The 13,016-nt window shown below is 65.8% G+C and carries 18 protein-coding genes; 9 read left to right on the forward strand and 9 right to left on the reverse strand.

Annotated features, from left to right (window positions below; all coding sequences use genetic code 11):
* Nucleotides 1–150: 150 nt before the first annotated feature.
* The gene (locus AArc1_RS01205) at nt 151–1,470 is read right to left on the reverse strand and encodes an ABC transporter permease (RefSeq protein WP_117362553.1); all 1,320 of its coding nucleotides are present in this window, start codon (nt 1,468–1,470) and stop codon (nt 151–153) included.
* Entirely contained in the window at nt 1,470–2,204 is a 735-nt protein-coding gene (locus tag AArc1_RS01210; protein ID WP_117362554.1) for an ABC transporter ATP-binding protein, read from the reverse strand. Before AArc1_RS01210 ends, AArc1_RS01205 begins: the two co-directional genes overlap by 1 nt.
* Nucleotides 2,205–2,327: 123 nt before the next feature.
* Here AArc1_RS01210 and AArc1_RS01215 point away from each other — a divergent pair, with 123 nt between their 5' ends.
* Entirely contained in the window at nt 2,328–3,101 is a 774-nt protein-coding gene (locus AArc1_RS01215) for an enoyl-CoA hydratase/isomerase family protein (protein WP_117362555.1), read from the forward strand.
* Between the two features lie 40 nt (nt 3,102–3,141).
* A complete protein-coding gene (gene rpiA, locus AArc1_RS01220; RefSeq protein WP_117362556.1) occupies nt 3,142–3,849 on the forward strand; it encodes a ribose-5-phosphate isomerase RpiA in 708 nt (235 codons plus the stop codon).
* 35 nt (nt 3,850–3,884) lie between these two features.
* Here rpiA and AArc1_RS01225 read toward each other — a convergent pair whose 3' ends face one another.
* Both AArc1_RS01225 and AArc1_RS18605 read right to left on the reverse strand, forming a co-directional pair.
* Nucleotides 3,885–4,136: a hypothetical protein gene (locus AArc1_RS01225; protein ID WP_117362557.1), complete on the reverse strand. Its 252-nt coding sequence runs from the start codon at nt 4,134–4,136 to the stop codon at nt 3,885–3,887.
* Nucleotides 4,137–4,286 (reverse strand): hypothetical protein, encoded by a 150-nt coding sequence (locus AArc1_RS18605; RefSeq protein ID WP_154670841.1) that lies wholly within the window; start codon nt 4,284–4,286, stop codon nt 4,137–4,139. It abuts the gene before it with no gap.
* A 154-nt stretch (nt 4,287–4,440) separates the two neighbouring features.
* Between AArc1_RS18605 and fni the strand changes: the two genes are divergently transcribed.
* Entirely contained in the window at nt 4,441–5,502 is a 1,062-nt protein-coding gene (fni, locus tag AArc1_RS01230) for a type 2 isopentenyl-diphosphate Delta-isomerase (protein ID WP_117365714.1), read from the forward strand.
* 123 nt (nt 5,503–5,625) lie between these two features.
* On the opposite strand, the gene AArc1_RS01235 is transcribed toward fni, so the two are convergent.
* Complete coding sequence (locus tag AArc1_RS01235) at nt 5,626–5,793, reverse strand: DUF1931 family protein (protein ID WP_086888072.1); 168 nt, start codon at nt 5,791–5,793, stop codon at nt 5,626–5,628.
* A gap of 257 nt (nt 5,794–6,050) precedes the next feature.
* On the opposite strand from AArc1_RS01235, the gene larB reads away from it, so the two are divergent.
* The 4 genes from larB to AArc1_RS01250 all read left to right on the forward strand — a co-directional run bounded on the left by larB (nt 6,051) and on the right by AArc1_RS01250 (nt 8,594).
* On the forward strand, nt 6,051–6,809 hold the full coding sequence (gene larB / locus AArc1_RS01240; protein ID WP_117362558.1) for a nickel pincer cofactor biosynthesis protein LarB: 759 nt from the start codon (nt 6,051–6,053) through the stop codon (nt 6,807–6,809).
* A gap of 135 nt (nt 6,810–6,944) precedes the next feature.
* Nucleotides 6,945–7,094, forward strand: coding sequence for a DUF7563 family protein (locus AArc1_RS19735; protein ID WP_449289242.1), 150 nt, complete (start codon nt 6,945–6,947; stop codon nt 7,092–7,094).
* A gap of 82 nt (nt 7,095–7,176) precedes the next feature.
* A complete protein-coding gene (locus tag AArc1_RS01245) occupies nt 7,177–7,428 on the forward strand; it encodes a GIY-YIG nuclease family protein (RefSeq protein ID WP_117362559.1) in 252 nt (83 codons plus the stop codon).
* 146 nt (nt 7,429–7,574) lie between these two features.
* Complete coding sequence (locus AArc1_RS01250; protein ID WP_117362560.1) at nt 7,575–8,594, forward strand: hypothetical protein; 1,020 nt, start codon at nt 7,575–7,577, stop codon at nt 8,592–8,594.
* Nucleotides 8,595–8,598: 4 nt separating this feature from the next.
* Here the strand turns inward: AArc1_RS01250 and AArc1_RS01255 are convergent, their stop codons facing one another.
* On the reverse strand, nt 8,599–9,198 hold the full coding sequence (locus tag AArc1_RS01255; protein ID WP_117362561.1) for an NADPH-dependent FMN reductase: 600 nt from the start codon (nt 9,196–9,198) through the stop codon (nt 8,599–8,601).
* Nucleotides 9,199–9,320: 122 nt separating this feature from the next.
* On the opposite strand from AArc1_RS01255, the gene AArc1_RS01260 reads away from it, so the two are divergent.
* Both AArc1_RS01260 and AArc1_RS01265 read left to right on the forward strand, forming a co-directional pair.
* Nucleotides 9,321–10,715 carry a phosphoglucomutase/phosphomannomutase family protein gene (locus AArc1_RS01260; RefSeq protein ID WP_117362562.1) on the forward strand — a complete coding sequence of 465 codons (1,395 nt, stop codon included), beginning with the start codon at nt 9,321–9,323 and terminating at the stop codon, nt 10,713–10,715.
* Nucleotides 10,716–10,794: 79 nt separating this feature from the next.
* Nucleotides 10,795–11,157 (forward strand): hypothetical protein, encoded by a 363-nt coding sequence (locus tag AArc1_RS01265; protein ID WP_117362563.1) that lies wholly within the window; start codon nt 10,795–10,797, stop codon nt 11,155–11,157.
* A 142-nt stretch (nt 11,158–11,299) separates the two neighbouring features.
* Here AArc1_RS01265 and AArc1_RS01270 read toward each other — a convergent pair whose 3' ends face one another.
* From AArc1_RS01270 to AArc1_RS18610, 3 genes are all read right to left on the reverse strand, one after another.
* The gene (locus AArc1_RS01270; protein WP_117365715.1) at nt 11,300–12,241 is read right to left on the reverse strand and encodes a M48 family metalloprotease; all 942 of its coding nucleotides are present in this window, start codon (nt 12,239–12,241) and stop codon (nt 11,300–11,302) included.
* 90 nt (nt 12,242–12,331) lie between these two features.
* Nucleotides 12,332–12,844, reverse strand: a complete 513-nt coding sequence (cysE, locus tag AArc1_RS01275) for a serine O-acetyltransferase (protein ID WP_117362564.1) — start codon at nt 12,842–12,844, stop codon at nt 12,332–12,334.
* Complete coding sequence (locus AArc1_RS18610; RefSeq protein ID WP_154670584.1) at nt 12,825–12,983, reverse strand: hypothetical protein; 159 nt, start codon at nt 12,981–12,983, stop codon at nt 12,825–12,827. Before AArc1_RS18610 ends, cysE begins: the two co-directional genes overlap by 20 nt.
* Between the last annotated feature and the right edge of the window lie 33 nt (nt 12,984–13,016).

Below are 13,016 nucleotides of genomic sequence, written 5' to 3' on the forward strand. Positions count from 1 at the left end.
ACCGAATCTGACGGCCGAGTCGGCCCTCGCCGGTGACGTGTATATACTTCCCACTCTATATGTTCTCAGGATAAGCCTTGTGTGTCCGTTCACTGGTCAATCCTGTCCGAACGCAACTAGTTGGAAAATACCACGGTAGCGACGACGGAGTCACTCGTATCGAAGGGCGTCGATCGGGTCCGTCCTGGCTGCCCGCCAGGCCGGGTAAAGCCCGGAGGCGATGCCCACGAGGACGCCGATGATGATCGCCAGGGCGACGTACTCGAGCGGGTAGACCAGCGGAAGATCGACGTACCATGCCCCGAGGTAGCCGACGAGGAGTCCGAGCGCGGTTCCGAGGATCGCTCCGATCGCCCCGAGGACCACCGACTCGGCGAGGAACAGCCCGAGGACGTCCCGGTTCTGTGCGCCGACGGCTTTCATGATGCCGATCTCGCGGGTTCGTTCGGTCACCGAGACGAGCATGATGTTCGCGATGCCGATCGAGCCCACCACGAGCGAGATGGCTGCGATCCCCACGATGAAGTTCTGTAACAGATCGAGGACGTCCTGCAGTTGCTGGAGCAACTCGGCACTGGTCTGGAGGGTGACCTCGAGGTCGTCGCCCAGCAGGTCGCTCGCGTCGGATTCGTCGCTCTCGAGGTAGGAGAGCGCTCGCTCGCGGGCGGCGTCGACGTCTTCGTCGTCGGCGGAGCTGGCCTCGACGACGATGGCGAGATAGAGCGCGTCGTCTGTCTCGTCTCCGTCCTCGAGGGCTGCTGGCTCGTCCGCTTCCGGTCCGTCTTCGCCCGGTCCGTCGTCGCCGGGGAGCATCGTGGCGGCTTCCTCGGTGTAGTACGGATCAGTCGGCACGTAGACTCTTGGCGAGGGTTCGAAGCCCTCGAACGGGCTCAGTCCCTCCGAATCCTCGGTGATGCCGACGACCGTGACGGTCGTCTGTTGGCCGCCCTGGAGCGCGATCGTTAGCTCGTCGCCTACCGAGACGTTCTCCTCGAACTGGCCGGCAACGGCCGGATTGATCACCGCCTCGCGCTCGCCGGATTCGAACTGTCGGCCCTCCTCGAGTGTCTCCTCGCGAATATACGACGGGCCGGCGGCCACGAGCGCATCGCTCTGTGGTGAAATCTCGTCTTCGTAGACGAGCGCCTGCGTCGACAGCGGCATGTATCCGTAGGCCGCGTCGATCGCCTCGGCCTCGTTCAGCGTCTCGAGGTCATCCTGGCTGAACACCGGCTGAGCACCCGCGAGCGGACCGCCCTCGACGTCAGGATCGGCGGCCCAGCCGTAGGCGTTGCGCTGGTCGTCGGGGCTGATGTCGCCGATGACACCGGCCTGCAGGCTCGCGCCGAGCGTGACGAACGCGATCACGGCCGCGATGCCGATCACGACGCCGAGGGTCGTCAGCGCCGACCGGAGCTTGTGGCCGCGGATCGACCGCCAGGAGAGTCGCACGAACTCGAGCGGCCGCATCAGTCGCTCGACCCCGGTTCGGATGGGCGACCGCTCGCTTCCTCCTCGAGCGACTCGATGCGCTCGATTCGACCGTCTAAGAGGTGGACGATTCGCTCGGCGCGTTCGGCGACGTGGCGCTCGTGTGTGACGACGACCATCGTGGTGCCACCCTCGTGAAACTCCGCGAAGAGGTCGAGGACGTCCGCTTCGGTTTCGGTGTCGAGGTTCCCCGAGGGTTCGTCGGCCAGCACGATCGCCGGATCGTTCACCAGCGCGCGAGCCAGCGCGACTCGCTGACGCTGGCCACCGGAGAGTTCGTTCGGCAGGTGGTCGGCCCGGTCGGCCAGCCCGACTCGCTCGAGCAACTCGCGGGCTCGCTGTCGTTGCTCGTCGCGGTCGATCCCCTGGAAGAGCTGTGGGAGTGCGACGTTCTCGAGGGCGGTGAGCCGTGGCATCAGGTTGAACGTCTGGAAGACGAAGCCGACAGTCGTCCCTCGGAGTCGGGTTCGTTCACGGCCGCCGAGGCTGCCGACGTCCTGGCCGTCGACGACCACGGTCCCCTCGGTGGGAGTGTCGAGACAGCCGACGAGATTCATCAGCGTCGACTTACCCGAACCGCTCGGGCCCATAATCGCCGTGTAGGAGCCGCGTTCGATCTCGAGTGAGACGCCGTCGAGGGCGTGGACCGGCTCGCCCAACTGGTAGGTTTTGCGGACGTTCTCGAGGGAAACGGCGCTCCCCGGTTTCGCCATGGACCGTCCGACCACGGATGTGGGGAAAAAGGTTCGCCGGCGACGGGCCGTGACCGCGACCGGCGTTCGGTCTCCAGATCGAATACACTATACACTTGTACGATGCCCGTGGAATGACACCGTATGTCCTGGGAAACCGTCCAGCTGGACTTGGATGACGACGTAGCGACGCTGACCGTCGACCGCCCCGAGGCGCTCAACGCCCTCAACGTCGAGACCCTCGAGTCGATGCTCGAAGCGCTCGCGAAGGCCGAAGCCGAAGGCGCTCGCGCGCTGGTCCTCACGGGCGCCGGTGACGACGCGTTCATCGCCGGTGCAGACATCACGTACATGCAGGACCTCTCGACCGAGGAGGCCCAGGAGTGGGGCGAACTCGGCCACGCGGTCGCCGACGCCCTCGAGTCGTTTCCCGCGCCGACGGTTGCGGCGATCAACGGTTACGCCTTCGGCGGCGGCTGCGAGATGGCCATCGCCTGTGATCTGCGCGTCGCCGCGGAGTCGGCGCTGATCGGCAATACCGAGATCGACCTCGGGATCATCCCCGGCTGGGGGGCCACCCAGCGGCTGCCGTTGATCGTCGGCGACGAGACCGCTCGTCGGATGATCTTCCTGGGCGAGCGACTCGACGCCGAGAGCGCTGCCGAGGCCGGGCTGGTCGGCGAGGTCGTCCCCGACGACGAACTCGAGGAGACCGCGTTCGAACTGGCCGAGCAACTCGCCGCACAGCCGAAATTCGCCATCCAGACGGCCAAACAGGCGATGAACCAGACGCTCGAGGGTTCCCAGACTGCCGGTCTCGACTACGAGAAACGCGCGTTCGCGAGTCTCTTCGGCACGCACGACCAGCGCGAGGGGCTGACCGCCTTCGTCGAGGACCGCGAACCCGACTTCGAGTAAGAGATCAACGTTTTTCCCGTCGCCGCGCGCGTGAGCTATCATGAAGACGGCAGGTGGCTCCGCGGACGCGAAACGCCGGGCGGGTGAACAGGCCGCCCAGGAGGTCGAAGACGGCTTCGTCGTCGGCCTCGGCACCGGTTCGACGACGGCCTACGCGATCGAGGCGATCGGCGACGCGGTCGCCGACGGTCTCGAGGTTCGGGGAATTCCGACTTCTTTTCAGTCGCGGCAACTCGCCCTCGAGGTCGGAATTCCGCTAACGACGCTCGACGCCGTCGAAACCGTCGATCTCGCGATCGACGGTGCTGACCTGGTCGTCGACGACCCCGGCTCGCCAGCCCACGGCACGCTGATCAAAGGTGGAGGCGCAGCCCACGCCCGCGAAAAACTGGTCGACGCCGCCGCGGATCGGTTCGTCGTCGTCGCCGACCCCTCGAAGCTCGCGGACCGACTCGAGCGGTCGGTTCCGCTCGAGGTGCTCCCCGCCGCTCACAGCGTCGTCGCCGACCGGGTTCGCGACCTGAGCGGCGACCCCTCGCTACGTGCGGCCGAACACAAGGACGGCCCCGTCGTTACCGACAACGGCAACCTCGTACTCGACTGCGAATTCGGGCCGATCGACGATCCCGAAGAACTGGCGTCGACGCTCTCGAGCGTTCCGGGCGTCGTCGAACACGGGCTCTTCGTCGATCTCGCCGACGCGACGTACGTCGGGACCGAAGACGGCCTCGAGGTCCGGGCGTACTGACTGCCGACCGCCGGCCCGAGCCAGCTTCCTGTTACTCACTTCGCTACCGGCTCCTCGTCTGCCGGTGCGTCCGCACGGGCGGTGAACACCCCGAGTACCACGTAGAGGGCCCCGAGGAGCCGCGCCGCGGCCACGACCCACGGCCTCACCTCGAGTTCCGGTGCGTTCTCGTAGGCCACCTCGAGGAGGAAATCGACGGTCGTCCGCGGCCAGAACGCCGTCGCGACGCCGAATACGCCGACCGCGACCGAAAGATCAGACAGGCTGCTGTCCCGGCGGGCGAGCACTCAGCGCAACGTTGCCCCCTCGAGCCGGCCACCCCATAGCGCCCACGGGTGACGCTTGGCTTCTTTGGGAGTCTCGAGACCGATGCGTTCGCAGGCCTCGATGACGGGCCGTGGATTCTCGATTTCCACGAGGTCGAACGCGATCAGCACCGGTCTGAGTAGGGCTGTCTGTCACGATAGTATGTGATAAAACCGGGTGCGTGGTTCAGATTTTCGTTCACTGACCGTTGGAGTGCGAATCGTCGCCGACGATAATGGACACCTTTTCAACGACGTCACACTACGTTCCGGTGGAGACGATTCGATGCCCGAGACATCCGACAGGAAAGACGATCATATTCGAATAATCGAAGAAGAGGACGTCGAAACCTCGGGGACGGGATTCGCGGACGTCGAGTTCGTTCACGAGGCCCTCCCGGAGATCCATCGCGACGAGATCGACACCACGACGACGTTGTTCGGGCACGAACTGGCGGTCCCGATCGTCATCGAGAGCATGACCGGCGGCCATCCCAACACGACGAAGATCAATCGGGCGCTCGCCGAGGCCGCCCAGGAAGTCGGCGTCGCGATGGGAGTCGGTAGCCAGCGCGCCGGTATCGAACTCGACGACGAGGACTTACTCGAGTCCTACACCGTCGTCCGTGACGCCGCCCCCGACGCCTTCCTCTACGGCAACGTCGGCGCGGCACAGCTCCTCGAGTACGACGTTGACGATGTCGAAACGGCCGTCGAGATGATCGACGCCGACGCGATGGCGATCCACCTGAACTTCCTTCAGGAGGCAGTCCAGCCGGAGGGAGACGTCGATGCACAGGGATGTCTCGAGGCGATCGAACACATCGCTTCGGACCTCTCGGTACCGATCGTGGTCAAGGAGACGGGCAACGGCATCTCCCGGGAAACGGCCCGTCGGCTCGCCGACGCCGACGTCGACGCCATCGACGTCGCCGGGCAGGGCGGGACGACCTGGTCGGGTATCGAATCCTACCGGGCGGCCGCAGTCGGTGCCGACCGCCAGGAGAAAGTCGGTCAGCTGTTCCGGGCGTGGGGAGTCCCAACCGCGGTCAGTACGATCGAAGCTGCAAACGAACACGACTGTGTGATCGCCAGCGGCGGCGTCCGCTCCGGGCTCGACGTCGCGAAGGCGGTCGCACTCGGCGCGCGCGCCGGCGGCCTCGCGAAGCCATTCCTCCGCCCTGCCGGCCAGGGCACCGAGGCAGTCGTCGACTTCCTCGAGACGCTTGCGCTCGAGTTGCGAACCGCGATGTTCGTCACCGGCTCGGCGTCGGTCGAGGACCTTCGGGAAGCCGAGTACGTGGTACTCGGCCGAACGCAGGAGTACCTGACACAACGTCGCCAGTAGCCGGCGTCGCCGCGTCACGAGTCGGCTCGCTGGTCGCTGTCAGTTTTCGATGGCTCCACTCGTTGAGGGTACCGTCGGCTGCTCGAGCGGTTGCGCGAAAAATCGGTAGTCAGTCGGCGTCCCTTACAGGTCGCGGGGCTGGACCGTCTTCCGGTCGTTGGCTTCCGCGCGTCGGGCGGCGTCTTCGAGGAGCTGGTCTACTTCTTCGTCGAGTGCGTCGTAGAAGTCCGAGGCGACGTTCTTGTCATCGAGCGCTTCCTTCACGGCGGCTTTGACGATAAGGTCTGCCATACGATGTATCCGTTTCCCTTTCCATGGTATAAGCATTCCGGTTATTGATGGAAATACGGGGGTTGCAGCGGTTGATTCGACCGTTTCGACGGTCGGTTCCACCGGAAAGTATATGTTTGATGAGTAGCCCCCATCGGTCGCACGCCTCTCAAGGCGAAAAAGCACGCTCGCGCGCACCCTCGAGTCCACTCGCGGTCGATCACGGAATCGGCCCGCAGTGTCGACGGATTGGAGTACATCCGGCGCGGAACGCCGGCATGCGCGAACTCCTCGAGGCCGTCGCCGATGGCTCCCTCTCGCCAACACAGGCGGAAGCGAAACTGAAGGGATACGTTACGGACGACGCGGGCCGATTCGATGCGGCCCGAGAACAGCGTCGTGGCATTCCTGAAGCCATCCTCGCCGAGGGTAAGTCGATCCAGCAGGTCATCTCACTCACCGAGTTGGCCCTCGAGACGACCGATCGGGCGCTTTTGACGCGCGTTTCGGACGAGCGGTTCGCGGCGCTCGAGTCCGCACTTTCCGAGTCGGTGCCGGAGGCCACCCTCGAGCGCCGGTACTCGACGATACGCGTCGTATCGCCCGAGTACGACTCGCCGTCGCTCGACGCTACGGTGGGAATCGTCACCGCAGGGTCGGTCGATGCCCCGGTCGCTGACGAGGCCCACGTCGTCTGTGCCGACGCTGGCGCGACGGTCGAACGGATCGACGACGTCGGTGTCGCGGCGCTCGACCGAACGCTCGATCAGGTCGACCGGTTTCGGGCAGCCGACGTGCTCGTCGTCGCCGCCGGGCGAGAAGGGGCCCTGCCGACCGTCGTCGCCGGACTCGTCGACACGCCCGTGATCGGTCTGCCCGTCTCGAGCGGTTACGGGTTCGGCGGCGACGGCGAGGCTGCGCTCGCCGGAATGTTGCAGTCCTGTACCGTGCTATCTGTCGTCAACGTCGACGCTGGGTTCGTCGCCGGTGGACAGGCGACGTTGATCGCTCGAGCGATCGACGCAGGCCGACGGTGAATTGGCCACAATAGAAAATAACTTTTGAGATGGGTAACTATCATCGTCTGCTGGAGAAATCTTCCCATCGTTTGGGAAAGCGCTTTTATAGATTCCCCTGGTAGCAGTAGATACCGGCTCCGGCCGGTGTGACCAATGCCCAAGTGTAACCACTGCGACGCGCACGTTTCCGAGCGCTTTGCCCGCGTCTTCGCCGATGAGTACGGTGAAATTCACGCGTGTATCAGTTGCTCGGCGAACGCAGGGATCGCGGAAGTGGCGAGAGATCGCGCCCGCGGAACCTGACCACTCGAGAACCGGACTCGGACTACCCACGTGCCCCTACGGACGAGCCGCTTTTTACCGGACGCGGCCGTACGTCACCCCGATGCCCGACGACCACGTCGTCTACGTGCTCGAATGTGCCGACGGATCCCTCTACACCGGCTATACGACCGATCTCGAGCGACGCGTCGCCGAACACAACGACGGCGACGGCGCGAAGTACACTCGCGGCCGAACGCCCGTCGTCGTCCGCCATCAGGAGCGATACGAGTCGCGTTCGGCGGCGATGTCCCGCGAGTACGAGATCAAACAGCTCACTCGAGCACAGAAAGAACGGCTCGTCGGACTCGCGTGAGCGCTCGCCGCCCTCGAGGACTCGAGTCTCCGATCCCCGATGCAGCGTCGGCTCCGAACCGTGTCGCCTTTTTCGGTGTCCACTAACCGGCGGAGTGCTCCCTCGTAGAAAGATACATAGCTGGGTCCATAGTCACTCGAGACGAGATGTTCGACGACCTCCTCGACCGCCTCGAGCAGCCCGAGTACACGGGTCGGAATCGCTGTCTGCCGTGTACGATCGTCAATCTAGTGATCGCCGCGATACTCGGCACACTCGTCGCTCGCAAGTCCAGAACCGCCGGACTCTTCGTGACCGTGGCGTCGATTGCGCTCGTCTATCTGCGGGGCTACCTCGTTCCCGGTACGCCCACGCTGACGAAGCGATACCTGCCAGCCACCGTCCTCGACTGGTTCGGTAAAGGCTCAGCGCCCGCCCCCGCGAGCGGCTTCAGCGCGCACGCCATGGATTCGTCGGCCGACGAAACGGGCCTCGAGCGTAGGGCTGACTCCGGAGGCGTTGACTCGAGCGACGGCCCGTCACGAACGGCCGCCGGCAACGGGACTTCGGCCGGTGACACGTCCGGCGACAGCACCGCTGACAGCGACGCACCCACCGACGACACTCCCAGTAGCGACGCTCCTGGTCCCGTCGACGCCGTCGACGGTCACCTCGACCTCGAGCGGTACTTCCGAACACACGGGGTCCTCGAGCCGTGTGCCGACGAGGACGACCTCTGTCTCACCGACGAGTTCGAGCGCGCCTGGTTCGACCGGATCGAGTCGGTCGACGAGTCGGGGCTCGATGCCGCTCTCGTCATCGATGCCTTCGACTTCGACGCGGTTGCAGACGACTACGAACTTCGATCCGGCAACGAGACGTACAGTCTCGTCTCCGAGACGGCAATCGCAGGGCGGTGGCCCTCACGCGCTGCGTTGCTCGCCGACGTCGCCGCCAGCCGGACCCTCGAGCACTGGGTGCCCGACTGGGACGTCACAGCGCCGGAGACGAAAGGACAACTCTGTAACGCGTTGCGAATGTTCCTCGAGCGGTGTCCGACCGGCGGCGACGTGACGATGGGCGAAGCGGTCGTCGAGTCCTGTTGTACGAGCCACGACGTGATCGCCGTTACCTGTGAGGAGACGGGCGAACGACTCTTCGAACAGCGACTCGACGCCCTCGGGTGACCGGTCAGTCGGTGGCCGTCGCCGACCGTGAACTGCTGACACTCGGGTCGATGGAGGCGTACTCGACGAGGCTGTGTCCGAGCTGTTCGACCCGCGCTTGCAGGTCGGGGTCACAAAACCGTCGCCCGTCGATGGCGTCTGGGTCGGCCTCGAACTGGTCACTTGCAGCACGCAGGCCGACCTGATGGGGGAGGACCCACCCGTGGACGCCGCGGACCGTGATTCGGAGGTGATCGAGCGTCGACCCGTAGCTCCCGCCGCCGGCGGTCGCCAGCAGGCCGACCGTGGTGTCCTCGTACTCGTCGAAGCCACAGTAGTCGTGGAGATTTTTCAGTGCGCCCGAGTAAGAGCCGTGGTAGACCGGCGTCCCCAGCGCGACGGCGTCGGCCTCGCGGACGAGCCGTTTGACCTCGATCGCATCACCCTGTTCGGAATCGTCGACGTCGGGATCGAACACGGGGAGGTCGTACTCGCGGAGGTCCAGCAACGTCGTCTCTGCGCCTTCGTCGGCTGCGGCCTCGAGGACGTATTTCAGCGCGGTTCGCGTGTAGCTCTCCTCACGGATGCTTCCACAGATGGCGACGATGGAGGGACACTGGCTCATTAGTGACGGTATCGGCCCGTGGGCGGAAAACGCCGTTGTTTGTCAGTGAGACCAAGATGGCCGGGCTGTCTCTGCGTGAGCGTCAGCGTCGCTTTTTTCGCCACTCCCGATGACGAACGCGTATGGAGACGATCAGTTTCGGCACCGACGGCTGGCGGGCGACGCTCGAGGAGTTCACGACACCACGGGTTCGGATGGTCGGGCAAGCGGTTGCGACCTACCTTCGAGACGAGGGACTCGAGGGGACGGTCGCCGTCGGGTACGACGCCAGGGAGACCTCACGAGGCGTTGCCGAAGAGCTGGCACGGGTGCTGTGTGCGAACGGCTTCGACGTCGTGATGCCCGACCGCGACCGTCCAACACCGCTTTACGCCCACGCGATCGTCGACCGCGACCTCGTCGGCGGCTTCGCCGTCACGGCCTCGCACAATCCGCCGGAGTACAACGGCGTGAAGTTCATCCCCCACGACGGCGCGCCGGCGCTGCCCGAGGTGACCGACGCCATCGCCGACCGACTGGCTGACCCCGACCCACTTCCAGAGGCCGACCACGGGAGCGTCCGCGAGGCCGACCTCGTCGAACCGCACGCCGACGCTGCCCTCGAGCTGGTCGAGACGATCACGGGAGCCACCGATCTCGAGGGACAGGTCATCGCTTACGACGCCATGCACGGCAGCGGCCGCGACACGACTGATGCCCTCTTAGAGCGCGCCGGTGCCACCGTCGAGTGCCTGCGTTGCGACCGCGACCCCGAGTTCGGGGGCGGCGCGCCCGAACCCGCACCCGAGAACTTAGCGGCGTTGATCGCCCTCGTCACCGACGACGGCTCCGAGCCGGCGCTCGGAATCGCCAACGATGGCGACGCCGACCGCATCGCGATCGTCACCCCCGAGCGGGGCTACCTCGACGAGAATCTCTTTTTCGCGGCGCTGTACGACTACCTCCTCGAGGACGATTCCGGGCCGGCGATCCGGACCGTCTCGACGACGTTCCTGATCGATCGCATCGCCGACGCTCACGGCGAGGCCGTCCGTGAGGTGCCCGTCGGCTTCAAGTGGGTCGCCGAGGCGATGGCCGACGGCGACGCGCTGGTCGGCGGCGAGGAGTCGGGCGGTTTCACCGTCCGGGGTCACGTCCGCGAGAAAGACGGCGTCCTCATGGCGGTGCTCGCGGCCGCGATGCACGCCGAGGAGTCACTCGACTCACGCGTCGACCGATTGCTCGAGGCACACGGCACCGTCGTCCAGGACAAGATCAGCCTGGCCTGTCCCGACCACGAGAAGACGCGCGTCCTCGCGGATCTCGAGGACGAGATTCCCGACGCCGTCGCGGGCACGACCGTCGAGGACGTCAACACCGCCGACGGCTTCAAGCTCCGGCTCGCCGACGGCTCGTGGGTGCTGGTCCGTCCGAGCGGAACCGAACCCGTCCTGCGGGTGTACGCCGAAGCCTCGGACGCAGACCGGATCGAGACGTTGCTCGAGGCCGGTCGGGAACTCGTCGAACCGCTCGTCTAGAGTCGGTTCTGGCGGAGCTCGAGGGCGACTTGCACACTCCGGGTCGGCCGTTACTGGACTCGGTATCTACGTGACGGACATGAGTCAACGGACCCACGAGGACGCCGCCTACACGGAACTCACGCCCGATTCGTGGCACCAGAACGACGCGGGCAACTACTACATCGACTGCCCGCAGTGTGGCTCCACGGCGTCGCTGATGAACGTCGTCAACCACGGCCGCTGTAACGGCTATCTGGACCAGCGGGAGGGTGATACCGAACTCGATGAGGAAGCGTTCGACTGTACCGCGACACTCTGGTTCGAACTCGGCTACACCTCGGACCCGGAGTCGACGACCGACGACGCGCCCAGTGCGTCAGCGAGCGAGGTCGAAACCGAGGAGGGTGTCGCCGCGCAGGGCTCGCCGCCCGGAACGGACGGCACCGTCGACGACGGGTAACGATAGTGGCCACTGAACGCTAGAACCCACCTCACCGCACGGCGGGAGCGCGGTTCGGAGCGAGGAATCGAGTGCAAACTGCGGACGGTTCGGTCGGTGTGCACACCAGTTCAGTTCCCACATCTCACCCCATCGGTCGCCGTCACGTCTCGCGCTCGAGCGCCGCTAACTCCTGTACGCGCTCGTCGGTCGGTGGATGCGTATCGAACAGCCACCGCTCGAGCCGATGCAGCCGCGTCTGCAACCACCAGTGGTCGGGCTCGCGGTCACCGTCGGGGCCGAGCATGACCTTCTCGAGTTCGCGGGGCTCGAGCGGGAGGATCGACAGCGAGGAGACGCCCGAAACCTCCCGGAGGTCGCGGTTCGGCGTGGCGGCGATTTCGTGATCCAGCCGCTCGAGGGCGCTTGCGAGCGTGGCGGGGGAGCCGATGGCTGCCGCGGCGGCACGGTCGGCGGCTCGCTCTCTGGTTCGTGAAAGCCGAGCGGTGATCGCCTGTCCGGTGGTCCACGCGACGGTCGACACCAGTCCCAGCGGGACGATCACGACGGCGGTCCAGCCCGGATTTTCGATCTTCATGATCCGTGATCGAATCCCCTCGGCGATCACGACCGGCAGCGAGACGACCGTCATCACCATCGCATCCCGGTTCGCGACGTGGGCGAGTTCGTGGGCGATCACCGCCTCGAGTTCCGCCTGCGAGAGCGCATCGATCGTTCCGAGCGAGAGGACCAGGTGGATGCGCTTCGGGCGGAACCCGACCACCAGCGCTTCGGGTGCGTCGCGGTCGGAGACGGCGATGGTCGGTGCTGGAACGCCGAGTTGGGCGGCCACGCGCGTCGTCAGTTCGTACAGTTCGGGCGCGGTCTCTTCGTCGACCGGATACGCGTCCGCGAGTCGTTCGACCGTCTCGGGCTGGTGATACTCGAGGTATCCGATGACGAGCACCGTCCCGGCGGTTGCGATCGATGCGAACAGCGTGGGGAACTCGAGTCCGACGATCAGGAGGGTGACGTAGAAGATCACCCAGACGCCAACGAGGAACCCGGCGGTGACGAGTGTCAGTCCGACGAGGGCGGCGAGCATTCGAACCTGGAGGCTGGTCGGTCCGACGGACATCAGATCTCAAATTCGCCTGTCGACCCAAAAGTGTTGATCGATCGTCGAGTCGGCAGATCAATCGTCGACGCGCCGGGCCGGAACGCCAGCGACGGTCGCGCCTGCCTCGACGTCGCCGGTGACAACCGAGCCCGCGCCGACGGTCGCCCCGTCGCCGATCGTGATGTCGCCGAGCAGCGTCGCGTTGGCGCCCACCCGGACGCCGTCCTGGAGCGTCGGATGTCGTTTCACTGGCTCGTTTGCGTCCCCACCAAGCGTGACGCCGTGATACATGTGGACGTCGTCGCCGAGTTCCGCCGTCTCGCCGATCACGACGCCCATCCCGTGGTCGATCGTCACTCGCCGACCCACGGTCGCTCCAGGGTGGATCTCGACGCCAGTCAGCAGCCGAACGAGCTGAGAGAACAGCCGGGCGAACAGCCGAAAGCCGCCGGTCCAGAGCCGGTGGGCGATCCGGTGGCCCCAGACGGCGTGGACGCCCGGATAGCAGAGCGCGACCTCGAGACAGCCGCTTGCGGCCGGATCGCGCCGACACATCGCCCGCGTGTCCTCACGCAGTCGGCCGAACATCGATCCCCGTCTGCGGACCGCTGGCGTTCGTGACGCGTCGGTACTGGCGCTCGAGGACCGTTCCCGTCAGCCGACACCGGCCGACGGCGTCCCGCGATCGTGCTCGTTCGATTCGCTCCGTGTGGCCGGTGTCGTCCATATCCGACTTACTTCTCGAGTCGGCCAAAAGTAG

Source organism: Natrarchaeobaculum sulfurireducens (assembly GCF_003430825.1).
Lineage (GTDB): Archaea > Halobacteriota > Halobacteria > Halobacteriales > Natrialbaceae > Natrarchaeobaculum > Natrarchaeobaculum sulfurireducens.